Source organism: Oceaniglobus trochenteri (genome assembly GCF_020529025.1).
Lineage (GTDB): Bacteria > Pseudomonadota > Alphaproteobacteria > Rhodobacterales > Rhodobacteraceae > Oceaniglobus > Oceaniglobus trochenteri.
The window spans coordinates 119,918-142,473 of the sequence record NZ_JACNMM010000011.1 but is presented as its reverse complement, the minus strand read 5'-3'; the positions used below and the strand labels follow the sequence as shown (position 1 = coordinate 142,473).

Sequence of the window (22,556 nt, the reverse complement as noted above, 5' to 3'; positions counted from 1 at the left end):
ATGACAGGATCGACCGTGACCGCCCCCAAACCTTCCGAAATCGCCTTTCTGCCCTTCGTCTCGGTTCAGAACATGATGCGCATGGTCAATACCATGGGCGCGGCCGCCTTCATGCGCGACCTTGCCGGATATATTGAGGCCGACTTCCGCCGCTGGCCCGAATTCGACAAGACACCGCGCGTGGCATCCCACAGCCAGGATGGCGTGATCGAACTGATGCCCACGGCGGATTCCGAGAACTACGGCTTCAAATACGTCAACGGACACCCCAAGAACCTGCGCGACGGGTTCCAGACCGTGACCGCCTTCGGCGTCCTGTCGTCGGTGGCCAACGGTTATCCTGTGCTGCTGACCGAGATGACCGTTCTGACCGCGCTGCGCACGGCGGCCACCTCGGCGCTGGTGGGCAAATACCTGGCCCCGAAGGGCAGCGACACCATGACGATGATCGGCAATGGCGCGCAATGCGAATTCCAGGCCATCGCCTTTCGCGAACTCTGCGGTGTCAACCGGCTGCGGCTATACGACGTTGACCCGAAGGCCACCGAGAAGGCCGCGCGCAACCTGGCGGCGCAGGGCTTTGAAATCGTCAAATGCACCTCGGCCGAGTCGGCCACCGAAGGGGCGCAAATCGTCACCACCTGCACGGCGGACAAGCAGAATGCGACCGTTCTGACCGACAACATGGTGGGCGCGGGCATCCACATCAACGCCATCGGCGGCGATTGCCCGGGCAAGACCGAGCTGCACCGCGACATCCTGATGCGTTCGGACATCTTCGTGGAATACCCCGAACAGACCCGGATCGAGGGTGAGATCCAGCAACTGGCCCCCGATCATCCTGTCACCGAGCTTTGGAAGGTCATGGCGGGCGATGCCCCGGGGCGCCGGAGCGACCGGCAGATCACGCTGTTCGATTCCGTCGGCTTTGCCATCGAGGATTTTTCGGCGCTGCGGTACGTCCACGCCAAGGTGCGCGCGGGCGCGCCCCATGACCGGCTGGACATGCTGGCCGATCCCGATGACCCCCGCGATCTGTTCGGGATGCTGGAACGCGCAAGGTAGGGTCCTGTCGCCGGTCAGTGCCGGGGCCATTCCGCCGCTTCCAAATCTGTAAGACAGATGTTAGGCCTGTTTGACAGGTTCAGCGCCGCTGCTGAGCCCGATTCCGGAGCCTGGACGTGACCACGGACAACCGCCGCAGCGATGCCGTTTACGATGCGCTTCTGGGCGAGGTGTCGGCCGACCGGCTGGCGGTCGGCACGCGGCTGCCTTCCGAGGCGGCGATTGCCGCCGCGCATGGGGTGTCGCGTCCGGTGGTGCGCGAGGCGCTGTCGCGGCTGCGCGACGACGGGATCATCCGGTCGCGCAAGGGGTCGGGCAGCTATGTCGAACAGAAGCCGGGTGCGCGGCTTGACGCGATCTCGCCCCTGGCCAGCATCGCCGATGTGCAGCGCTGCTTCGAATACCGCATCACGCTTGAGCCCGAGGCGGCGGCGCTGGCCGCCCTGCGGCGCGGCGCGGGCGATCTTGCCGCGCTGCGCCGGGCCCTGGCCGCGCTGGACCGCGCCAACAGCGAAAAGGCCACCGGCGCCGAAGAGGATTTCGCCTTTCACCGCATGATCGGCGCGGCAAGCCGGAACAGGTTCCTGGTGGCGGGGCTGGACCAGATCCGCACCCATATCGCCCAGGGCATGAACATCAACCGCACCCTTTCGCTCAGCAGCATCGGCCCGCGCATGGCGCTTGCCCAGTCCGAGCACCGCGCCATCCTGGACGCCATCGCGGCGCAGGCCCCCGAGGAGGCCCGCGCCGCCATGCGCGCGCATCTGCAAAACGCCAAGTCCCGCGTGTTCGAGGACTGACAACCACACTCCGAAAAGCGCCGGGAACGGCAAAAAACCGATCTGAACAAGGAGAAGACCATGGCAAATCCGAAACCCGCGAAAGACCTTCCGCTGAACCCCGACACCCTGACGCTGCTGAAAGAGGCCAGCACGGCAACGGTGGCCACGCTTCTTTACAAGAAGGGGTTTCGCAACTGCTATGTTCAGGGGGTGGCGCCCCTGGGCGAGGGCAAGCGCATGGTCGGCCCGGCCTATACGCTGCGCTATATCGTGGCGCGCGAGGATACCGACCCGATCGAGGCCTTCCGCGAGCGGGATCATCCCCAGCGCGTCGCCATCGAAACCTGCCCCGAGGGGCATGTTCTGGTGATGGATTGCCGCCAGGATGCCACGGCCGCCTCGGCCGGGTCGATCCTGCTGACGCGGTTGCAGGTGCGCGGCGGGGCCGGCGTGGTGACCGATGGCGGCATCCGCGATGCGGGGGGCGCGGCGGCGCTGGACATGCCGGTGTTCGCCGCCAAGCCCTCGGCGCCCACCAACCTGACCAAGCATCACGCCGTGGATCTGGACGTTCCCATCAGCTGTGGTGGTGCGGCGGTCTATCCCGGTGACATCATCGTGGCCGACGGTGACGGCGTCATGGTCATTCCGCGCCACCTGGCCGACGAGATCGCGGCGGAATCGGCCCCGATGGAGCTTTACGAGGAGTTCGTACTGGAAGAGGTGCTGGGCGGGCGGGCGATCATCGGGCTCTATCCGCCCACCGACCCCGACAGCCTGACCCGTTTCGAGGCCTGGAAGGCCCGCCGCGCGACGTAAGCTGCGGGGTCGCGGGGCGGTTTCGGCGCGCTGCGCCTTTCGCAGCCGTCCCGCGACCTGCTATCACCGGGCAAACCGCCGGGCCTTCCGCCCGGCCACGAAACGGAGCGCCCCCTCATGCCCTTGCACAATCTCGGTTCCATCAACATCGACCTTGTCTATCGCGTGCCCCATATCACCGCGCCGGGCGAAACCCTGGTCAGTCGCGGGCTGGAGCGTGGCCTTGGCGGCAAGGGGGCGAATACCTCGATCGCGCTGGCGCAGTCCGGGGCCGCCGTGCTGCATTATGGCGCCATCGGCCCGGATGGCGGCTGGACGCTCGACGAATTGGGCGACCGGGGTGTCGATTGCACCCATGTCCAGCGGCTGGACACGCCCACCGGCCAGGCGGTGATCCAGGTTTCGGATGACGGGGAAAACGCGATCACCCTTCTGAAAGGTGCGAACTGGGAATTTTCGGCCGAGATTGCCGAGACGATCATCGCCAATGCCGCACCGGGCGACTGGCTGGTGATCCAGAACGAAACCGCCCATGTCCCCGAGGTTGCGGCCCGGGCAAAGGCGGCGGGCCTGTCGGTGGCCTATGCCGCCGCCCCCTTCGATGCCGAGGCGACGCGCGCCGTCCTGCCCCATATTACGCTGCTGGCCCTGAACGAGATCGAGGCCGGGCAACTGGAACAGGCGCTGGGGCAGTCGCTGGATAGTCTCGACCTCGAGATGGTGCTGGTGACGCGGGGGGCCGAGGGGGCCAGCCTGAAACCCCGCGCGGGAGAGGCGATCCTGCAACCCGCTGCCCGGGCCGAACGGGTGGTCGATACCACGGCGGCGGGCGACACCTTCCTGGGGTTCTTCCTAGGCCGGCTGAGCCTGGGTGACCCATTGGACGAGGCCCTTGGCATGGCCAGTGCGGCCTCGGCGATCACGGTGGCCCGCCCCGGCGCGGGCGGTTCCATCCCCTCGCTCGACGAGGTGCGGGCAGCCTTGCCCTGATCCGCCGCGCGGGAAGGGCTTGCAGGCCGACAACAGCGATTCACTCTTGCAACCCACGCAAATCGCGGCGTTAACTGGCGCCGGAGCATATCCTGAGAGTGTCGCGCGAGGGGGTGTGCATTCAAAAAAGTGGCCCCGCAGGGGGCCGGACATCACCTTTCGCCACGGTCAAAACGCACCGTGGCGTCACCATGAAAACGAAACGGGAGGACCTAAGATGAAAAGATATTTCCAAGGCGCAACAATAGTTTCACTGCTTGCAGGCCTGGGTTCGGTCGCCTCGGCCGAGGGCTATACGCTGGGCATTTCCAACACCGTCCAGGGCAACGGCTGGCGCGAGGAAATGGTCTGCGCGATGAAGGCGCAGGCCCTTGATTCGGGCAAGGTTGATTCGCTGAACATCGCCCACCGCAACACCGATGCCGCCGGTCAGCTGGAAGATATCCGCAACCTGGTGGAAGCAGGCGTCGATGCCATCGTGCTGAATCCTTCGAACTCGGAAGGCGTGAACTCGGCCATCGAAGAGGCGATCGCCAAGGGCATCGTCGTGGTGGCGGTTGACCAGGCGGTGACGGCACCGGGGGCCTATATCCTGTCCAACAACCAGGAAGAATATGCCTACCTTGGCGCCAAGTGGCTGTTTGAACAGGTCGGCGGCTCGGGTGACATTGTCTACATGCGCGGCGCCGCCGGTGCCGGTGCCGACGATGACCGTGACCGCGGGTTCAAGCGCGCGCTGGAAGAGTTCCCCGACATCAACATCGTGCACGAGGTCTTCACCGGCTGGCAGCAGGACCAGGGCAAGCAGCAGATCCTCGATTACCTCGCCACCGGCCTGCCGGTCGATGGTGTATGGACCAGCGGCATCGACAACGTGATCGTCGACGCCTTCGTCGAATCCGACGCGCCCCTGGTGCCGATCGTCGGTGCCGACAACGCCGGTTTCGTGGGTCAGCTGGCCACGGTCGATGGCCTGGTGGGTGCGGCGGTGACAAACCCCGGTTCCATCGGCGGTGCGGGCGTGACACTGGCGCTGCAGATCCTTGACGGCGACATGCCCGAAAGCAACACCGTGCTGGTCGATCCGGCGATCTGGGCAAACAACGATCCGGCCGGCATGGCCCTGATCGAAGGCGCGCAGAACCCCAACCTCGACCCCGAGTGGCCGGTGAGCGTGTCGATCCCCGGCTGGACGACCTACACCACGGAAGAGATCATCGCCTGCAAGGGCCCGGGCGAGTGACCTGACCAGGCCCCGGCGGCAACGCCGGGGCCAACCCATTGCGACCAATCAGAAATGGCCATTGCATGACTGAACCGACAGGGGCGTCCCCCCTTCTTGATGCGCGCGGAGTGAAGAAGCATTTCGGCGCCGTGATTGCCCTGCGCGATGCCTCGCTGACCTTGAAGAAGGGCGAGATCGTTGCGCTGATGGGGGCGAACGGTGCGGGAAAGTCCACCTTCGTGAAGATCCTCACCGGCGCCCTTCGCCCCGATGGCGGCACCATCCGCATCCGTGGCCGCGAGACCAAGGCCCGCACACCGGCCGAGGCACAGCGCGCCGGGCTGATGCCGGTCTACCAGGAACCTTCGCTCATTCCCGACCTGGATGTCGCCGCCAACCTGCGGCTGTGCAACACCCCTGTCGAACCCTTCCGCCACTGGGTCGACCAGTTGGGCATCAAAGGGCTGCGGTTGGACGACATGATCGGCCAACTGCCCCTGGCCACCCTGCGCATCCTGGATCTGGCCCGCGCCCTGGCCATCGAACCCGAGGTTCTGATGCTGGACGAGATGACGGCGGCCCTGCCCACCGATCTTGTCGAACGGGTGTTGCAGGTGGTGCGTGCCCAGGCCGATGCCGGGCAGTCCGTGATCTACATCTCGCACCGCTTCACCGAGATTTCCGAACTTTGCGACCGCGCCACCGTGCTGCGCGATGGCGCCACCGTGGGCGATCTGCCCATCGAGGAGGGCGTCGAGGAACGTATTGTCGAACTGATGCTGGGGGCCGCTCTGGGGGCCGGGCGCGGGGCTGGCACCGATGTCACCTCGGTTGCGCCGGAAGGCCCGCCGCGCGTGAAGGTGCGCAACCTGGCCGCCGGAACCAAGCTGTCGGATGTGTCGCTTGACCTGCACCGGGGCGAGGTTCTGGGCGTCGTCGCGCTGGAAGGGCAGGGGCAGGACGAATTGTTCGAGGCCCTGGCCGGGGTGCGCCGCCCTTCGTCGGGCAGCATCGAGATCGACGGCAAGGCCATGTCGTTCCACCACCCCGACGATGCCATCGCCGCGGGCCTGACCTTTGTTCCGGGCGACCGGGGCGATGCCCTGCTGATGCAACGCTCGGTCCGCGAGAACATCGCGCTGCCGCTGGTGGCACGGATCGGGAAATGGGGCGCGATCCCCATGAAGGACGAGGCCCGACGCGTCACCGACGCCATCGAGCGGCTTCAGATCGACACCCGCGCCCAGGGCGAGGTGCAGCGTCTTTCGGGCGGCAACCAGCAGAAGGTGACCATCGGGCGCTGGATCGCGACCGGGGTGGAAACCCTGCTGCTGTTCGATCCGACACGCGGCATCGACGTGCGCACCAAGCGCCAGATCTATGAACTGGTGCGCAAGCTGGCCAGCGAGGGGGCGTCGGTGCTGTTCTACACCTCTGAACTGGGCGAGGTGCCCATGGCCTGTGACCGCGCCGTGGTCATCTTCAACGGTCGCGTCGTCGACGTGATCGAAGCGGCAGATGCGGATGAACCGACCCTGCTGCGCGCCGCCTATGGACTTTCCGCCGAAGAAGAGTTGCCCGCATGACCCGTCTCATTTCCAAACAGGGCTGGGTTCTTGGCCTGCTTGCCTTTCTCGCGCTGCTCTTCGTGCTGACCACGGTGATTCAGCCCGATTTCGGTATCTCGGGGCTGGATTCGCTCAGCCGCGCGACCCTGCCATTCGCCTTTGCCACCGCCGGAATGGCGGTGGTGGTGATCGCCGGGGGCATCGACCTTTCGGTTGCGTCGATGATGGCGGTGGCCGGGGTTTCGGCCGCGGTGCTGATGGATGGCGCCGGGGGCGGGGGCACGGTTCTGGCCGTTGTCGGCGTTCTGGCCATCGGCCTTGCCATGGGGGCGATCAACGGGGCCGCCATCGTCTATACCCGCGTGCCCGACATCGTGGTGACGCTTGCCATGCTTTTCGTCTGGGAGGGCGTGGCGCTTCTGATCCTCAAGGCGCCGGGCGGGGCGGCCACGCCCTGGCTGCGTGAACTGATCGTCGGCAACGTGATCTTTCCCTGGCTGCCCCGGTCCTTCGTCTTTCTGGTGGTCTGTGTCGCTGTGATCTGGATTCCGCTGTCGCGCTCGCGGCTTGGGCTTTCGATCTATGCCATCGGCAGCAACGAACTGGCCGCCTACCGGTCGGGGGTTTCCGTGGGCCTGACCCGGATCGCGGCCTATGCGGTCTGCGGGTTGTTCGCGGCACTTGGCGGGCTGACCCTGACCATGTCCACCGGCATCGGAGAGCCGATCCCCGGGCCCTATCTGATGGCCAGCGTTGCCGCGGTGGTGCTGGGCGGCGTCGTGCTGGGTGGCGGGCGCGGGGCGCTTCTGGGGCCGATCATCGCGGTCTTCATCCTGCGCCTTGTGCGGATGGACCTGACGCTGGCCTCGGTCGATCCGAATGTCACCACCATCGTCGAGGGTACGATCATGGTGGTGGTGGTGATGCTGGGCGGGGTCCTGGCCATGAAAGGGCGCAAGACATGACGACGGAACGTGAAACCGCCCCCATGGGCACCCGGATCGCGCGGTTCCTGGGGGATTACCCGCTGATCCCGCTGATCGTGCTGCTGTTCGCGCTGATCGGCGTGCTGGAGTTCATGCGCCCCGGCATCTTCAACGAACGCTGGATTGGTAACACGGTGAAATTCGCCATTCCGCTGGCCATGCTGGCGGCCTGCCAGACCCTGACCATGTTGACCGGCGGGATCGACCTGTCGGCCGCCGTAGCCGCCACCATTTCGGCCTTCGTCATGGCGACGCAGGTGCAGCTGGTGGGCGTGCCCATGGCCATCGTGATCGGGCTTCTGCCCGCCATCGCCATCGGCCTTGTCAACGGGTTCGGGGTGGCCTTCTGTCGGGTCCATCCATTGATCATGACGCTGGGCACGGGGCTGATCGGCACCGGCTGCCTTCAGGTCTACCAGCGGTTCGTCATCGCCACCGGGTCGGTCATTCCCGACAGCCTGTCCTGGCTGGGCACCGGGCGCACCTGGGGCTTTCCCAACGCGCTGGTGCTGTTCGTGCCCTTTGCCATCCTGCTGATCTGGGGCCAGCGGCGCACGGGTTTCGGGCGGCTGCTTTACGCGCTCGGCTCGAACGAGACGGCGGCGCGGATTTCCGGTGTGCGCGGCTGGCAGGTCTACCTGGCGCTTTACGCGCTGTCGGGTCTGATCGCGGGGGTCAGCGGGCTTCTTTATGTCGGGCTGATCAAGGCCCCGTCGCTGAGCCTGGTCAATCCGCTTCTGCTGCCTTCGGTGGCGGCGGCGGTGATCGGCGGCACGTCCATCTTCGGCGGGCGGGGGGGCTATTCTGGCACCATCGTCGGCGCACTGATCCTGACGGTGCTGGGCACGCTTCTGACGCTGCTGCAGATGCCCGAGGGCGCGCGGCGCATCCTCTTCGGCCTGATCATCCTGGCCGTGACGACAATCTACATCCGACTGACCGACCAGAGATAGGGGGCCACCATGGCGAAATGGCGTATTGCAGGCATCAACTTCGATCACATGCACATGGGCGATCTGCTGCGCTGCGTCCATGATCACCCCGATGCCGAAATCGCGGCGATCTACGATCCCGATCCGGCGCGCATGGCGAATGCCATCGAAACCTTCGGCATTCCCGAAGACCGGGTGTTCACCGATCTTGATGAATGCATGAAGACGGCGAAACCCGATGTCGCCATCCTTTGTGCCGCCACCGCCGATCATGCCGATTACGTCGAGCGGCTGGCGCCCCATGGCGTGCATGTGATGGTGGAAAAGCCCTTCGCCGGGTCGGTTGAAGATGCCCGCCGGATGATGAAGGCCATGGAGGGCACGGGCAAGCAGATGGCCATCAACTGGCCTCTGGCCTGGGTCGAAAGCCATGTCACCGCCAAACGGCTGATCGACGAGGGTACGATCGGCGAGCTGACCGAGGTGCATTTCTACGACGGCAACCGCGGACCGCTCTATCATCTGGCCGACAAGGTCGAGGTGACGCCGGAAGAGGTGGAACGTCAGAAGCCGGATTCCTGGTGGTACAAGAAGGCCTCGGGCGGGGGCAGCCAGCTTGATTACCTGGGCTATGGCGCGACCCTTGGCACCTGGTACATGGACGGGCGCGTGCCCCTGGAAGTGACGAGCGTGATCGATGAAACGCCGGGCATCGAGGTGGATCAGCATTCGATCACCGTCTGCCGCTATGAACACGGGCTGTCGAAGATGGAGACCCGCTGGGGCACCTTCACCGACCCCTGGGCGATCCAGCCCCAGCCCACCTGCGGTTTCGTCTTCGTCGGACGCGACGGCACCATCGCCAGCGCCGATTACGCCGATCACGTCACCGTTCAGACCCGCGCCAGGCCCGAACCCACGCCGGTGCCGGCCGATCCGCTGCCCGAGGGGGGGCGCAACGCTGTTGAATACGTGCTGGGCTGCCTTGACCGCGGCGAAGACATCGGCGGGCCGCTGAACGCCGCGCTCTGCCTCGATGCGCAGCGCATTGTCGATACCGCCGTTCGTTCGGCACAGGAAAAGCGCACGCTGGAGCTTTTGAAATGAGCGAACCCGACGCCGATACCTATGCCCTGAAAACCGTCGAAGTGCCGGTGATCGACGCGCCCGACCTGGCCTATCGGCCGCCCGCACCGCGCAGCTATCGCCCGAAGATCGGCGTGATCGGGGCAGGGGGGATCGTTTCGGCCCACCTTGATGCCTACCGCACCGCCGGTTGGGACGTGGCGGCGATCTGCAACCGCACCCGCGCCAAGGCCGAAAAGAAGGCGGCCGAATTCTACCCCGAGGCACGGATCAGCGACGATGCCGCCGACATCCTGAACGACCCCACCATCGACGTGGTCGACATCACGCCGCATCCGACCGACCGTGTGCCGCTGATGGAACAGGCGCTGCGGGCGGGCAAGCATGTGCTGTCGCAGAAGCCCTTCGTGCTCGATCTGGACGTGGGCGAACGGCTGGTGGCGCTGGCCGATGAACGGGGTCTGAAGCTGGCCGTGAACCAGAACGGCCGCTGGTCGCCGCACATGGCCTGGATGCGCGCGGCGGTTCAGGGCGGGCTGATCGGGGCGCCGGTGGGCTGTCACTGTTCCCTCCACTGGGATCACCGCTGGATTGCCGGCACGCCGTTTGAAAAGATCGAAGACCTGATGCTGTACGATTTCGGCATCCACTGGTTCGATTTCATCACCAGCCTGACGCGCGGGCGGGCGCGCTCGGTCTATGCCACTTCGGTCATGGCGCAGGATCAGGGCGCGAAGGTGCCGCTGGCCGCGCAGGTTCTGATCGAGCTTGAGGGCGGGCAGGCCTCGCTGGTGTTTGACGGTGCCACGCGGCATGGCCCCCAGGACGCCACCTATATCGCCGGGACAAAGGGCAGCCTGAACAGCACCGGCCCCGACCTGGGGGTGCAGCGGGTGACGCTGACCACCGCCGACGGCGCCGCGACCCCCGCGCTGGACGGCGCGTGGTTCAACGACGGTTTCCAGGGGGCCATGGGTGCGCTTCTGGTCGCCATCGAGGACGACGCCGAGCCCGAGAACGGCGCCCGCGAGAACCTGGAAAGCCTGGCCCTGGCCTTTGCCGCGATCCAGTCACGGCGCACCGGCCAGCCGGTCAAGGTGGGATCGGCCCGCCGCATCGAAACCTGAGGAGATGGCCATGGAACTGACCTTGCAGGGCAAGACGCTGCTGGTGACCGGCGGAACACAGGGGCTGGGCGCCGAGATCGCGCACGAGGCCGCGCGGCGCGGCGCGGCGGCCGTTGCCCTTGCGGGCCGTTCACAGCAGGCGGGCGAAGACGTGGCGCAGGGCCTGCGCGAACTGGGCTGCGAGGCGGGCTTTTTCGCCGCCGACCTGGGGCAGGAGGGCGCGCCGCAGGATCTGTTCGCGCGGGTGCTGGAGTGGCGCGGCGAGGTTCACGGCCTGGTCAACGCGGCGGGTCTGACCACCCGCGCGGGGATGCTGGACGGAACCGAGGCGCAGTGGGACAGCCTGTTCAACCTGAACGCAAGGGCGCCGTTCTTCCTGATGCAGGCCTTCATCGCCCACCGCAAGGCCGAGGCTGCGCCGGGGTCCATCGTCAATATCCAGTCGATCAACGCCCACTGCGGATCGCCCGAACTGGCGATCTATTCCGCCTCGAAAGGGGCTCTGGCGACCCTGACGAAGAACGCCGCCAATGCCCACCTGGCCGACCGCATCCGCGTGAATGGCATCAACATGGGCTGGTCCCCGACCCAGGGCGAAATGGAAATGCAGGCCCATACCCTGAACAAGGGCGAAGACTGGCTGGGCAAGGCAGCGGCCTCTCAGCCCCTGGGCCGTCTTCTGCAACCGGTCGAGGTGGCGCGCCTGGCGGTCTACCTGCTCAGCGATTATTCGGGCTTGCAGACGGGCACCTGCATCGACCTGGAACAACGGGTGATGGGCGCGTAATGCCCCGGCCGGGGATCGTCGATTACCAGGGGCTGGTCACCCATCTGGCCTCGGACGATCTGAAGCTGTCGCCGCGGTTGCGCCAGGTGGCGCAGTTCGTGCTGAACCACCCCGAGGACGTGGCGATCTACAACATCGTCGAACTGGCCCGCATGGCGGATGTGCCCACGTCAACCCTGACGCGGTTCACCAAGGAAATCGGGTTCTCCGGCTTTGCCGAGCTTCAGACAGTGTTTCGCCAGCGCCTTCTTGGCCCGCGCGGCCAGCTTGCCACCCCCGGCGAGGCCACCCCTCCGCGAAGCGAAGGCGCGCCCGATCTCGACAGCCCCGATGCCGTTCTGGGGGCCTTCGTGCAGGCCGGGATCGACACCCTGACCCGGCTGGAGCAGGACACCGACCGCACCGCCCTTTCGGGTTTCGTGGAAGCCATCGTCGCGGCCGATACGGTGCACATCATTGCCGCGCGGGGGGCCTTCGGAGTCGGGGCCTATTGTTTCTATGGCCTGTCTCAGATGGGTGTGCGGGCGAACCTGGTGGACAACATCGGCGCTATGCGCGCCGCGCAATCCCGGTTCATCCGCCCCGAGGATGCCGTCATCGCCATCACCTTCGATGACTACACCCCCGAAACCGTTGCCCTGGCCCAGCAGACCGTCGAGCGCAACCTGCGCCTTCTGGCGATCACCGACAACGAACTCAGCCCGATTGCCGGGATCGGTGCGCACACCCTGTTCGTGCGCGAAGCGCGCCTTGGGCATTTCCGGTCGCAGATACCGGCAATGGCCCTGTGCCAGTCGATCATTGTCAGCGCAGGGCGGCGGATCGACCGGGCGCCGCAGGGCGCAAGCGGGGTTCGCAATGCCAGTTGAAGGGCGCATATTTTCATTATGCACGAAAGTGAAAATATCCTTGCAAAATACTGCCCGTTGCGCTCAGGGTCACGGCAGGAGGATCACATGATGCATTCAGCTTTCGACCTTGATTTCAGCGGCAAGCAGGTTCTGGTGATCGGCGCCAGCCGGGCCGGGATCGGTGCGGCCATCGCCCGCGCCTTTCAGGACCGTGGCGCCGAGGTGGCGATCACCGGTATCGAACCCGCACCCGACCCGCAGGACCGCGACCGTTTCACCTATCACCAGCTTGACGTCACCGACACCGCCGCCGTCGCCGCCCTGGCCAAAGGGATCGGGGCGCTGGACGTGCTGGTCAACTGTGCCGCCATCACCTCGCGCGGGCAGGAGATGGACCCGGGCTTCTTTTCCCATGTCGTCGATGTGAACCTGCACGGATCGTTCCGCTGTGCGGCGGCCTTCCACGGGCAACTTGCGGCCTCCGGCGGGGCCGTGATCAACATCGCGTCGATGTATGCCAATTTCGCCAGCCCGAAGAACCCGGCCTACGGCGCCAGCAAGGCGGCGGTGGTGCAGTTGACCAAGTCGCTTGCCGTGGCCTGGGCCGGAGACGGCATCCGCGTCAACGCGGTGGCGCCGGGGTTCATCGTGACGGAACAATCGGCCAAAAGCCGCACCGACCCGGCCCATGTGGCCAATGTTTCGGCCCGCACCCCCATGGGGCGCTGGGGCCAGCCCGAAGACATCGCGGGAACGGTCCTGTTCCTGGCGTCGCCTCTGGCGGGGTTCATGACCGGCGCCTGCCTGCCGGTGGACGGTGGATACTCGGTCGGGTAACCGACCCCCTTGCAAGAAAGGCTATGACATGACCGGATTTTCAGACATTGGCGTTGCGGTGATCGGCACCGGCTTCATCGGCGGCGTTCACCTGGGCGCCCTGCGTCGGCTGGGCGTGGACGTGCGCGGCGTGCTGGGCTCCAGCGCGAAGCGCGGGGCCGAGGGGGCGGCGGCCATGGGTGTCGCCCATGCCTATGACGACCTTGACGCGCTTCTGGCCGATGACAGCGTGCAGGTGGTGCATGTCACCTCGCCCAACCATGCGCATTACCCGCAGGTCAAGGCGATCCTGGCGGCGGGCAAGCATGTAATCTGCGAAAAGCCCCTGTCGCTGACCGCAGAGGAATCGGGCGACCTGGTGAAGCTGGCACGCGACAGCGGGCGGATCGCCGCCGTCTGCTACAACATCCGCTTCTATCCGCTGAACCAGCAGGCCCACGAAATGGTGCGCGACGGAGACCTGGGCGATGTGCGCTTCGTCACCGGCCACTACCACCAGGACTGGCTGGCGAAAGAGACGGATTGGAACTGGCGGCTGGAAACCGACCAGGGGGGCGCGCTGCGCTCGGTCGGGGATATCGGCACCCACTGGATCGACCTGATGCAGTTCATCACCGGCATGAAGGCCGAGGCGGTCTTTGCCGACCTGAAAACCTTCATCCCGCAGCGCCAGAAACCCACCGGCCCCGTCGCCACCTTCACCACGGCCAGCGGCGAAACCGAAGCGCGCGACATCGCCACCGACGACGCGGCGATGATCATGCTGCGCTTTCCCAATGGCGGGCGGGGCGTGATGTCGACCAGTCAGGTGAACATGGGGCGCAAGAATTCGCTGACCTGGGATCTGGCAGGTTCGGCCGGTTCGGCGGCCTGGGATTCGGAAACGCCCGATCACCTGTGGCTAGGCCACCGCGATGCGCCCAACCAGGTGTTGCAGCGTGACGCCGCGATGATGAAACCCATCGCCGCATCCACCGCGGGCCTGCCCGGTGGCCATGTCGAAGGCTTTGCCGATACCTTCCTTGCGCTGTTCCGCCAGGTTTACGGCGACGTGGTGAAGGGTGAACGCCAGCCCACATCCACCTATGCCAGCTTCGAGGATGGCGATTACGAAATGCGCTTCTGCGACGCGGTGATCGAAAGCAATGAACGCGGTTGCTGGGTCGAGATTGCCGGCACCTGAGAGGAAAGGAACACTGAAATGAAACTCGGAATTCTCACGGCACCTTTTGAAGATACGCCCCTGGACCAGGTGGCAGACTGGGCCGCCTCGGACGGGTTCGAGGCGCTGGAAATCGCCTGTTGGCCGGCGTCGGGCGGCGAGGCGCGGCGCTATGCCGGCACCTCGCACATCAATGTCGACGGGTTGGAGAAGGGCGCGGCACAGGACATCGTGTCGGAACTTGCGGGGAAGGGGCTCGAAATTTCGGGCCTTGGCTATTACCCCAACCCCCTGCATGCCGACGACGCGCAACGCGAGACGGTGCTGGCCCATCTGAACAAGGTGATCGACGCTGCCGCGCTGATGGGCGTGGGCGTGGTCAATACCTTCGTCGGCGGCGACCGCAGCCTTGGCCTTGATGACAACTGGGCGCGGGCGCAGAAGATCTTCCCCGAAACCGTTGCCCATGCCCGCGATGTCGGCGTGACCCTGGCCTTTGAAAACTGCCCCATGCTGTTCAGCGGCGATGAATGGCCCGGTGGGCACAACATCGCCTATTCGCCCAAGATCTGGCGGCGCATCTTCGACGAATGGGGCGATGGTGTCGGCATGAACTTCGATCCTTCGCACCTGGTCTGGCAGATGATCGACCAGGGCCGGTTCATCCGCGAATTCGGCGACCGCATGGCCCATGTCCATGCGAAGGACGTGATGATCGACCGTGACGGGCTTTATGAGAACGGGGTGATGTCGGTGGGCATGGGATGGCAGATTCCGCGCATGCCGGGCCTGGGCGAGGTGGACTGGCCGCAGTTCTTCTCGGAGCTTTACCGCGCCGGGTATGACGGCCCGGTCATCATCGAGCATGAGGACCGCAATTTCGAAGGCACCGACGACAAGGTGAAGCGCGGCTTCCGCCTGGCCCGCGACGTGCTGTCGCCTTTCATCAAGTAACCGGGCGAAAGCCATCCTTTCCGGGGTGATCGGCCCCGGAAAGGGCAGGGGCCGTATCGCCCCCTTGCCCCGCGCACAGGCCCGTGCCGGGGCATTTATTTACCATCTTTCACGCCCCGGGCGGTTGTCAGTGCGCCCCGCTGTGCATACCTGCCGACGGAGGCCCTTTGCACGGTCCGTCAGCCAAGAATCGCGCAGAGAGGCCAGCGAATGTCATCGACATCATCCCCGAAACCGACGCTGCACTATTTCCGGGGATCGTTTCTTGTCACTGCGCTGGGGCTGGCCCTGGGGGCCTGGATCGGCTGGGCCTTCACGCACACCCTGTCGGGCACGCTTTCGATCCTCTTCATCTGCACGATCCTGGCGATCCTTGAAATCTCGCTCAGTTTCGACAACGCGATCGTCAACGCCAACAAGCTGAAACACATGACCCCGGCCTGGCAGCGCCGTTTCCTGACCTGGGGCATCCTGATCGCCGTCTTCGGCATGCGGATCGTCTTTCCGTTGGCGGTGGTCGTGGTGGCCGCCGGCATCGGCCCGATCGAGGCAATGCGCCTTGCCGTGGCCGAGCCTGATCAATACGCCGCGATGATGCGCGGCGCGCAGCTTTCGATCTCGGCCTTCGGGGGCACCTTCCTGATGATGGTGGCGCTTGGCTTCTTCTTCGACCCCGAGAAGGACGTTCACTGGTTCGGCCCACTTGAGAGGCGCTTCATCGGCATGGCCTCGGTCCGCGGAATCGAGGTGGCCATCGTCTTGGCGCTGTTGCTGGGCTTTTCGCGGTTCCTGCCCGACGAAAAGGCGACGACCTTCATCGTTTCCGCGCTTTACGGATTGATGACCTTTCTGCTGGTCGAAATCCTGGGCCGGGTGCTGGACCGGCGCACGGTGGTGGACGGCGTGGTAAAGGGCGGCTTTGGCGCCTTCCTCTATCTTGAGGTGCTGGATGCCAGTTTCTCGTTCGACGGCGTGATCGGTGCCTTTGCACTGTCACAGAACCTGTTCGTGATCGCCATCGGCCTGGGGATCGGGGCGATGTACGTCCGTTCGATGACCATCATGCTGGTGGAAAAGGGCACCCTTGTCGAATACCGCTATCTTGAGCATGGGGCCTTCTATGCCATCCTGCTGCTGTCGGTCATCATGTATGCCCACACCATCGTCCATGTTCCCGAGGTGATCACCGGCCTTGGCGGGGTGTTCCTGATCGGGCTGGCCTTCCAGGCCTCGCGCAGGGCGCGCTGACCCGGCCTGCCCGCGATCTGGGCTTTTCCTGAAGGATTCGGATGCCGGGGTGCGCGATTGCCGCCCTCGGGATTGGTTAACGAATTTGGCGCGCCCGTGGCAGGCGCTGACCCTTGCCACAATTCCCGACGGTTTCGATTGCAATTCCGCTGACGGCGTCCAGTGATTCGTTTCTTGATTGCAGGCCAATTGATCCGGGATTGCCTGCTTTCCGCTAAGAATCCCCCTATTGTTTCCGGCTTTGCAACCTGCAGTGCCCAGGTCATCTATTGTCTTGGCGAGGCCATAAAACAACCATAAGTTGTCTCCATGATTTGAATTACCACCCAGGTGTTGGATCAGCCGCAGGAGACAGAAATGCCGAGCAAGTCTATTATTCTCTATGACCCCGTTTTGGGTTTGGTATCCGGGCCAGGCGACGCATTGCTGACGCTGCAGGACGTGGACGACAAGTTCTTTGAAATCCCTGATCAGACCGGCAACAACCAGTCCGCCGAATTGGACGGCAACCCTGTCACCATCAACGCAATCGAACAGGCAATCGGCCCACAGCTGATCGTTGCCAAGGTTGGCGGTGTAAGTGTGAATCTTTCGTTGACGCCGGTTCGCATTACCGTGGAAAGCGGCCTTATCGACGATACCTACATCTATTTCCCGGGCCTGCCCGACGGGGCCGAGATCCTGGTCGGTGTTTCGGTGCCGCTGTTGTTTCCCAACGACGTCGCCGTGCCTCTGTGCCTGGCCGGAGACACCCTGGTGCGCACGGCCGAGGGGCTTCGCCCCATCAGGGAAATCCGCCCGGGCGACCAGGTCCACACGCTGGACGGCGGCCTGCAGACCGTTTGCTGGACCGGGCGCCAGCATGTCGATTTCGTGCATTGCCCGGAAATGCAGAAACACCTGCCAATCATGATCCGCAAGGATGCCTTTGGAGAAGGCCGGCCATTTTGCGACCTGACGGTTTCGCCTCAGCACTCGGTGATGTTCGACGGATGGGAAGTCGATTATTTCACTGGTGAAGAGGAAGTTCTTGCAATCGCGAAGTCGCTGGTAAACGGAAAGTCGGTTGTGCGGCTCGAGGATTGCGCCGAAATTGAATACTGCCACATCCTGTTTGAACAGCATCACGTTATCTGGGCCCATGGCCTGCCGGTGGAAAGCCTGTTTCTGGGCGATCTGGCTACAGACAGCCTTTTGACGCACAAGCGCGAGGAATTGCTGGATATTTTCCCGAATGTCGCCGCCATGAAGAAGAGTTTCCCCCAACGGGTGCGGGCGCGGATCAAATCATTTGAAATCGCGGCAATGTTCCAGGGGGCCGCCTGACGCAGAGCGGGTGGGCCCCGGCGTCCGCCCGATCCATGAAACCCTGACGGGAGATTGAACCAATGCTTGCCGACGGAACCAGAATCACCACCCATCCCAACGGAACCACGGTGCCGATCCAGGACCTTCTGCCGGGTGACCAGGTTTACAGCCCCCTCACCGACAGCATGCATCTGATCGTCGACATCCTTTCGCGCAGCGCAGAATTCGATCCCCGGCGCAAAGACCTGTCGGAGGACCTGCTTCAGCCGGTCCGCCTGAGGCGTGGATCGCTGAGCGGGGCGCGGCCGCTGGAAGACCTCATCACTTCACCCGCACAGCAGATTTTCCTGTCCCGCCGTTCGCACCGGGGAACGACAGGGCTTGAGCTGGCCCGCTGCGCCGACCAGATCGAGGCGGGGAAGGCGAAATACGAGGAATGCAGCTCGATCCGCTATTTCGCCATCTTCACCGACTCGGATTGCGCGATCTGTGCCAACGAATGCCTTGTGCGGTCCTACAATTCGAAATGGCTTGCCGCTGATGGAGCACGGACGGCGATGTTCGGCAAGAGGCCGGTATCCGACGCCCGCGCGCCCCAGTTGGCGCCGCTCTGCTGATCCGCCGCGCGGGGCTTATTCTGTCGGGGCGGTAAAGCTGGCCTGAAACCCCTGCTCGCTGCCGGGCCGGGGCGAGACGATTTCGAACGTGCCGCCGGTGTGATGGGCGATCCTTTCGGCAATGTGCAGCCCAAGCCCGAACCCTTCCCCCCGGGCCGTTCCGCGGTGAAAGCGTTCGCTCAGCCGCCTGAGGGTATCGGGGGGAATGACCGGCCCATCGTTCTGCACGCGGATCGTGCCGCCCGGTGACAGCGTGACGCTTACGGGTGACGCGGCGGGGGCATGTTGAAAGGCGTTGTCGATCAGGTTGCCCACCAGCATCGCCAGGGCGTCGGGGTCGATCCTGGCCATGACGGGGCCATCGGGCAGGGCGGCCCGCAACCGGGGTGCGCGGGCCGGATCGCGGCGGATGTCCTCAAGCATCAGGTCAAGCAGCGCGCGGATATCCCGGGTCTGGTCCGACAGGCCGATCCCGGCATCGGTGCGGGCCAGTTGCAAAAGCCGCACCACAAGCCGCGTCATCCGCTTCAGCGCCTCTTCGATGGCGGCAAGGCGGCTGTCCTGGGGGGCGCCGGGGGCTTCGGCACGCAGCCGCTGCACCTGGGCCAGGGCAATGGCCACCGGCGTGCGCAATTCGTGCGCGGCATTGGTGGCGAAGGCGCGTTCGCCGTCCAGCGCCCGGGACAGCCGGATCATGAACCCGTTGAGCGTCGCCGTGATCGCGCGCAGTTCGTCGGGCTGATCTTCCGCCTCGATCGGATCAAGCCGGGCATCGCCACGCTGCGCGATCTCGTCACGCAGACGATCCAGCGGGGCCAGCGAACGGCGCCCGATCCAGCCCACCAGAAGCCAGGCCAGGGGAAGGATGGCCAGCATCGGCAGGGTCAGCGCAAGGAAGCTGTCGGCATAGGCCTCGAACCGCTCGGCCCGCAGATCGCCCACCTGCATGATGAACCCCTCTGCGTTGGGCGCGGTGGTATAGAAGACATGGCTGGCGGTACGGGCAAAGCCCTGGGCGATGCTGTCGGGATAGACGGTATCCTCGGGCGCCCGCGATTGCATGAGGCCACGCCCCGAACGATCCAGCAGGCGATAGACCAGTGTTTTGTCGATGGTGTCGCCCGCCGGGTCGAAGCGGGGCGCGCCCTGCACCTCGACGGGCAGGGCGGCGGCATCGGGGTTGCGCTGGCGGAAATCGCTGGCCACGGCGGGCAGGAAAACCTGTGCCGTCCGCTGGATCGTGATGTCGGCCAGTTCCTCCTGCTCGGCCATCAGGGCAAGGGCCGTGGCCACCAGCGCAAGAAGCCAGACCGCCGCAAAGCCCGCCGTGACATGGCGCGACAGGCGGGCGGCAAGGCTGTGCCGGCGCGTCATCCGCGGCCCATCCGATAGCCGAAGCCGCGCATGGTTTCCACCGCGCCGCGCCCCAGCTTGGCGCGCAGGCGGCTGACATGCGCCTCGATGGCGTTGCTTTCCACCTCGTCGCCGTGGCCATAGATGGCGTCTTCCAGCTCGCTCCGGCTGACCGTCACGTCGGGCCGGCGGCTGAGCCGGTCGAGGATCGACCATTCCTTGCGGGTCAGGCTGACCGGCTCGTCTCCCAGAAACACCGCCTTGCGGGCAGGCAGGATGCGGATCTGCCCGAAGCTGCGTTCGGGGGCGCGGCTGTTGTCGGCCCGCCGCAGGATCGCCGTGACCCGGGCCAGCATTTCGTCAAGGTCATAGGGCTTCACGAGGTAATCGTCGGCTCCTGCCTCAAGCCCCGCGATCCGCTCCATGATCCTGTCGCGGGCGGTGACGATGAGAACCGGCGTCGCCGCCCCACGGTCACGCAGCCCGCGCAACAGGGTCAGTCCGTCGCCGTCGGGCAGCCGCAGATCCAGCAGCACGAGGTCATAGGCGGTTGCGCGCACCGCCGCCTGACCATCCTCCAGCGTGGGCGCCAGATCGACGGCATGATCGGCGGCGCGCAAATGGTCTGCCACGGCGCCCGCAAGATCGGGTTCGTCTTCGACAACAAGCAATCGCATGGCCGGTCTGCCCCTCTGCAACCTTGCCCCTGATAGCGGGTTCGGGGGCCTTCCGTAAGGTTGGCGTAATCTTCGCCCCCCAGACAGCCGGTCATTGCCACAAGCGCTTGAACCGAAAAAGGCCGATGACCCAGCAATATCCGACCCCGCCCCGCCAAGGCCGCATGTTCCGGCCCGTTCTGCCCCATACCGTTCTGAACCTATTCGTTGCCACCTATATCGTCGCCTGTCTCAATTCCGGTGTCTGGCATCGCCTTTTGGCACAGTTTCCGGATGCGCCGTCGAAGGCGGCGGTCTTTGGTGTCGCGCTCTGGCTGCTGACCCTGCTGCTGCTTGAGCTGGCGGGCCCCTCGCGCCTTCAGAAACCGGTGGCGGCCCTGCTGATCGTGATCGCCGCCAGCGCCCATTTCTATGAGGGCACCATGGGAATCCTGATCGACCGCGAGATGGTGCGCAATATCCTGGAAACCACCGCCACGGAATCGCGCCACCTGGTGACGCCGCGGATGATCGGGGCGATCCTGCTGACCGGTGTCCTGCCTGCCGCGCTGGTGTTCTGGCCGCGCGTGCGCCGGGTGGCCCCGCTGCACCAGCTTTGGCGTTGGCCGCTGGGGGTGGGCCTTTGCGCCGCGCTGACGGTCGGGGCGCTGTTCGTGAACTACAAGGACTATTCGGCGATGCTGCGCGAAAGTCACGACCTGATGGGCGCCTATCAGCCCGGGGCGTCGCTTTGGGCGGTGGGGCGTTTCGCCCGCGAGGAATGGAAGACGGCCGATCCTGTCGCCGCACCCGTCGGGGCCGATGCCCGGCCCGGCAGCAGGCTGGCGGCGGCGAGGTCGCCGGTTCTTCTGGTGGTCTTCGTGGGGGAAACGGTCCGCGCCCAGAACTTCGGGCTGAACGGATATGACCGCGACACCACCCCCGAATTGCGCAGGCGTGGCGTTCTGGCCTTTCAGGATGTCACCTCCTGCGGCACCTCGACGGCCGTTTCGGTGCCCTGCATGTTTTCACCGCTGTCCAAGGCGGACTATTCTCGCGAAGCCTACCTTGGCCATGAAACCCTGCTGGATGTGCTGGCCCATGCCGGCCTGTCGGCCCGCTGGTGGGACAACAACACCGGCGATCAGGCGGTCGCGGCGCGCACCGGCTGGCAGATTGTCGATGCCACGCTGGCGCCGGGAGCCTGCGATGTGGAATGCACCGACAGCGCCTTCCTGCCGGTGATCGACAAGACGCTGGCCGAAATTCAGGACGACACGGTTCTGGTGCTGCACATGATCGGCAGTCACGGGCCATCCTATTACCTGCGCTATCCCGAGGATGCGGCCGCCTTCCGCCCCGATTGCCGCACGTCGCAGTTTTCCGACTGCACCACCGATGAGATCGTGAATGCCTACGACAATTCGATCCGCGAGACCGACCGCGTTCTTTCGGCAACCATCGACAGGCTGGCGGCGGCGCAGGGGGTTGTTCCCGCGATGCTCTATGTTTCCGACCATGGCGAATCCCTGGGCGAGAACGGCCTGTACCTGCACGCCGCCCCGGCCTTCATGGCCCCTAGCGAACAGACCCGCGTGCCCCTGGTTCTGTGGCTGTCAAAGAGGTTCGGAAAGGTGATGGGCCTGAACAGCGACTGCCTGGCGCAGATGGTGGACCAGCCGATCAGCCACGACAACGTGTTTCACACGGTGCTGGGGTTGATGGACATCGAAACCACGGTCCGTCAGGATGGGCTGGACCTGACGGCAGGTTGTCGCGGAAAGGACATCTTGTGAGTGACCAACCGATCAACGGCGCCGAGCCCGTGATCCGGCGGCGGGCCGGGCTGGCCCATGTGGTGAATGCCGCGGGCTATTCCATGGCCGGGTTCCGGCGCCTGATGGGCGAAACCGCCGCCCGGCTGGAGCTTTTGGCGGGCGGGCTGGCGGCGCTGGCGTTCTTCCTGCACGGGGCCAGCCTGCTGCAATGGATGATCCTCTTGTGCCTGTTCCTTGCGGTTCTGATGGTCGAGGCGCTGAACACCGCGATCGAGGTCATCGTCAACCGCATTTCGCCCGAATGGTCGATCGAGGCGAAACACGCCAAGGATCTGGGATCGCTTGCCGTGGGCCTGGCGCTGGCCATTGCGGGCATCTTCACCCTGCTGGTTCTGACCGGGGTCTGGTAGGGGCGGGGCCTTCGA

22 protein-coding genes are annotated in these 22,556 nt (G+C 65.3%); 20 read left to right on the top strand and 2 right to left on the bottom strand.

Going from position 1 to position 22,556, the window contains the following annotated elements:
- The 18 genes from H7828_RS18235 (at nucleotide 1) to H7828_RS18150 (ending at nucleotide 18,344) form a co-directional block, all read left to right on the top strand.
- Nucleotides 1–1,065 carry an ornithine cyclodeaminase gene (locus H7828_RS18235; protein ID WP_226782501.1) on the top strand — a complete coding sequence of 355 codons (1,065 nt, stop codon included), beginning with the start codon at nucleotides 1–3 and terminating at the stop codon, nucleotides 1,063–1,065.
- A 116-nt stretch (nucleotides 1,066–1,181) separates the two neighbouring features.
- Nucleotides 1,182–1,865 carry a FadR/GntR family transcriptional regulator gene (locus tag H7828_RS18230; protein WP_226782500.1) on the top strand — a complete coding sequence of 228 codons (684 nt, stop codon included), beginning with the start codon at nucleotides 1,182–1,184 and terminating at the stop codon, nucleotides 1,863–1,865.
- A gap of 60 nt (nucleotides 1,866–1,925) precedes the next feature.
- Complete coding sequence (locus tag H7828_RS18225; protein WP_226782499.1) at nucleotides 1,926–2,666, top strand: ribonuclease activity regulator RraA; 741 nt, start codon at nucleotides 1,926–1,928, stop codon at nucleotides 2,664–2,666.
- A 117-nt stretch (nucleotides 2,667–2,783) separates the two neighbouring features.
- A complete protein-coding gene (locus tag H7828_RS18220; RefSeq protein WP_226782498.1) occupies nucleotides 2,784–3,656 on the top strand; it encodes a ribokinase in 873 nt (290 codons plus the stop codon).
- 217 nt (nucleotides 3,657–3,873) lie between these two features.
- Nucleotides 3,874–4,899: a substrate-binding domain-containing protein gene (locus tag H7828_RS18215; RefSeq protein ID WP_226782497.1), complete on the top strand. Its 1,026-nt coding sequence runs from the start codon at nucleotides 3,874–3,876 to the stop codon at nucleotides 4,897–4,899.
- A 65-nt stretch (nucleotides 4,900–4,964) separates the two neighbouring features.
- Entirely contained in the window at nucleotides 4,965–6,467 is a 1,503-nt protein-coding gene (locus H7828_RS18210) for a sugar ABC transporter ATP-binding protein (protein WP_226782496.1), read from the top strand.
- Nucleotides 6,464–7,414, top strand: coding sequence for an ABC transporter permease (locus H7828_RS18205; RefSeq protein WP_226782495.1), 951 nt, complete (start codon nucleotides 6,464–6,466; stop codon nucleotides 7,412–7,414). The genes H7828_RS18210 and H7828_RS18205 overlap by 4 nt, the downstream gene beginning before the upstream one ends.
- Complete coding sequence (locus H7828_RS18200; RefSeq protein ID WP_226782494.1) at nucleotides 7,411–8,388, top strand: ABC transporter permease; 978 nt, start codon at nucleotides 7,411–7,413, stop codon at nucleotides 8,386–8,388. The genes H7828_RS18205 and H7828_RS18200 overlap by 4 nt, the downstream gene beginning before the upstream one ends.
- 9 nt (nucleotides 8,389–8,397) lie before the next feature.
- Nucleotides 8,398–9,474, top strand: a complete 1,077-nt coding sequence (locus tag H7828_RS18195; protein WP_226782493.1) for a Gfo/Idh/MocA family protein — start codon at nucleotides 8,398–8,400, stop codon at nucleotides 9,472–9,474.
- A complete protein-coding gene (locus tag H7828_RS18190) occupies nucleotides 9,471–10,580 on the top strand; it encodes a Gfo/Idh/MocA family protein (RefSeq protein WP_226782492.1) in 1,110 nt (369 codons plus the stop codon). The genes H7828_RS18195 and H7828_RS18190 overlap by 4 nt, the downstream gene beginning before the upstream one ends.
- Nucleotides 10,581–10,590: 10 nt before the next feature.
- Nucleotides 10,591–11,367 carry an SDR family oxidoreductase gene (locus tag H7828_RS18185; RefSeq protein WP_226782491.1) on the top strand — a complete coding sequence of 259 codons (777 nt, stop codon included), beginning with the start codon at nucleotides 10,591–10,593 and terminating at the stop codon, nucleotides 11,365–11,367.
- Nucleotides 11,367–12,236 (top strand): MurR/RpiR family transcriptional regulator, encoded by an 870-nt coding sequence (locus H7828_RS18180; protein WP_226782490.1) that lies wholly within the window; start codon nucleotides 11,367–11,369, stop codon nucleotides 12,234–12,236. The genes H7828_RS18185 and H7828_RS18180 overlap by 1 nt, the downstream gene beginning before the upstream one ends.
- 87 nt (nucleotides 12,237–12,323) lie before the next feature.
- A complete protein-coding gene (locus H7828_RS18175; RefSeq protein ID WP_226782489.1) occupies nucleotides 12,324–13,055 on the top strand; it encodes an SDR family NAD(P)-dependent oxidoreductase in 732 nt (243 codons plus the stop codon).
- A 28-nt stretch (nucleotides 13,056–13,083) separates the two neighbouring features.
- Nucleotides 13,084–14,238, top strand: coding sequence for a Gfo/Idh/MocA family protein (locus H7828_RS18170; protein WP_226782488.1), 1,155 nt, complete (start codon nucleotides 13,084–13,086; stop codon nucleotides 14,236–14,238).
- 18 nt (nucleotides 14,239–14,256) lie between these two features.
- Complete coding sequence (locus tag H7828_RS18165) at nucleotides 14,257–15,171, top strand: sugar phosphate isomerase/epimerase family protein (RefSeq protein WP_226782487.1); 915 nt, start codon at nucleotides 14,257–14,259, stop codon at nucleotides 15,169–15,171.
- A 210-nt stretch (nucleotides 15,172–15,381) separates the two neighbouring features.
- A complete protein-coding gene (locus tag H7828_RS18160; RefSeq protein ID WP_226782486.1) occupies nucleotides 15,382–16,419 on the top strand; it encodes a DUF475 domain-containing protein in 1,038 nt (345 codons plus the stop codon).
- A 357-nt stretch (nucleotides 16,420–16,776) separates the two neighbouring features.
- On the top strand, nucleotides 16,777–17,745 hold the full coding sequence (locus H7828_RS18155) for a Hint domain-containing protein (protein ID WP_226782485.1): 969 nt from the start codon (nucleotides 16,777–16,779) through the stop codon (nucleotides 17,743–17,745).
- Between the two features lie 62 nt (nucleotides 17,746–17,807).
- On the top strand, nucleotides 17,808–18,344 hold the full coding sequence (locus tag H7828_RS18150) for a Hint domain-containing protein (RefSeq protein ID WP_226782484.1): 537 nt from the start codon (nucleotides 17,808–17,810) through the stop codon (nucleotides 18,342–18,344).
- A 15-nt stretch (nucleotides 18,345–18,359) separates the two neighbouring features.
- Here the strand turns inward: H7828_RS18150 and H7828_RS18145 are convergent, their stop codons facing one another.
- Together H7828_RS18145 and H7828_RS18140 are read right to left on the bottom strand one after the other, a co-directional pair.
- Complete coding sequence (locus H7828_RS18145; protein ID WP_226782483.1) at nucleotides 18,360–19,718, bottom strand: sensor histidine kinase; 1,359 nt, start codon at nucleotides 19,716–19,718, stop codon at nucleotides 18,360–18,362.
- Complete coding sequence (locus H7828_RS18140; RefSeq protein WP_226782482.1) at nucleotides 19,715–20,374, bottom strand: response regulator transcription factor; 660 nt, start codon at nucleotides 20,372–20,374, stop codon at nucleotides 19,715–19,717. Before H7828_RS18140 ends, H7828_RS18145 begins: the two co-directional genes overlap by 4 nt.
- A 125-nt stretch (nucleotides 20,375–20,499) precedes the next feature.
- Between H7828_RS18140 and H7828_RS18135 the strand changes: the two genes are divergently transcribed.
- A complete protein-coding gene (locus tag H7828_RS18135; RefSeq protein WP_226782481.1) occupies nucleotides 20,500–22,149 on the top strand; it encodes a phosphoethanolamine transferase in 1,650 nt (549 codons plus the stop codon).
- Complete coding sequence (locus H7828_RS18130) at nucleotides 22,146–22,541, top strand: diacylglycerol kinase (protein WP_226782480.1); 396 nt, start codon at nucleotides 22,146–22,148, stop codon at nucleotides 22,539–22,541. The genes H7828_RS18135 and H7828_RS18130 overlap by 4 nt, the downstream gene beginning before the upstream one ends.
- Nucleotides 22,542–22,556 lie beyond the last annotated feature (15 nt).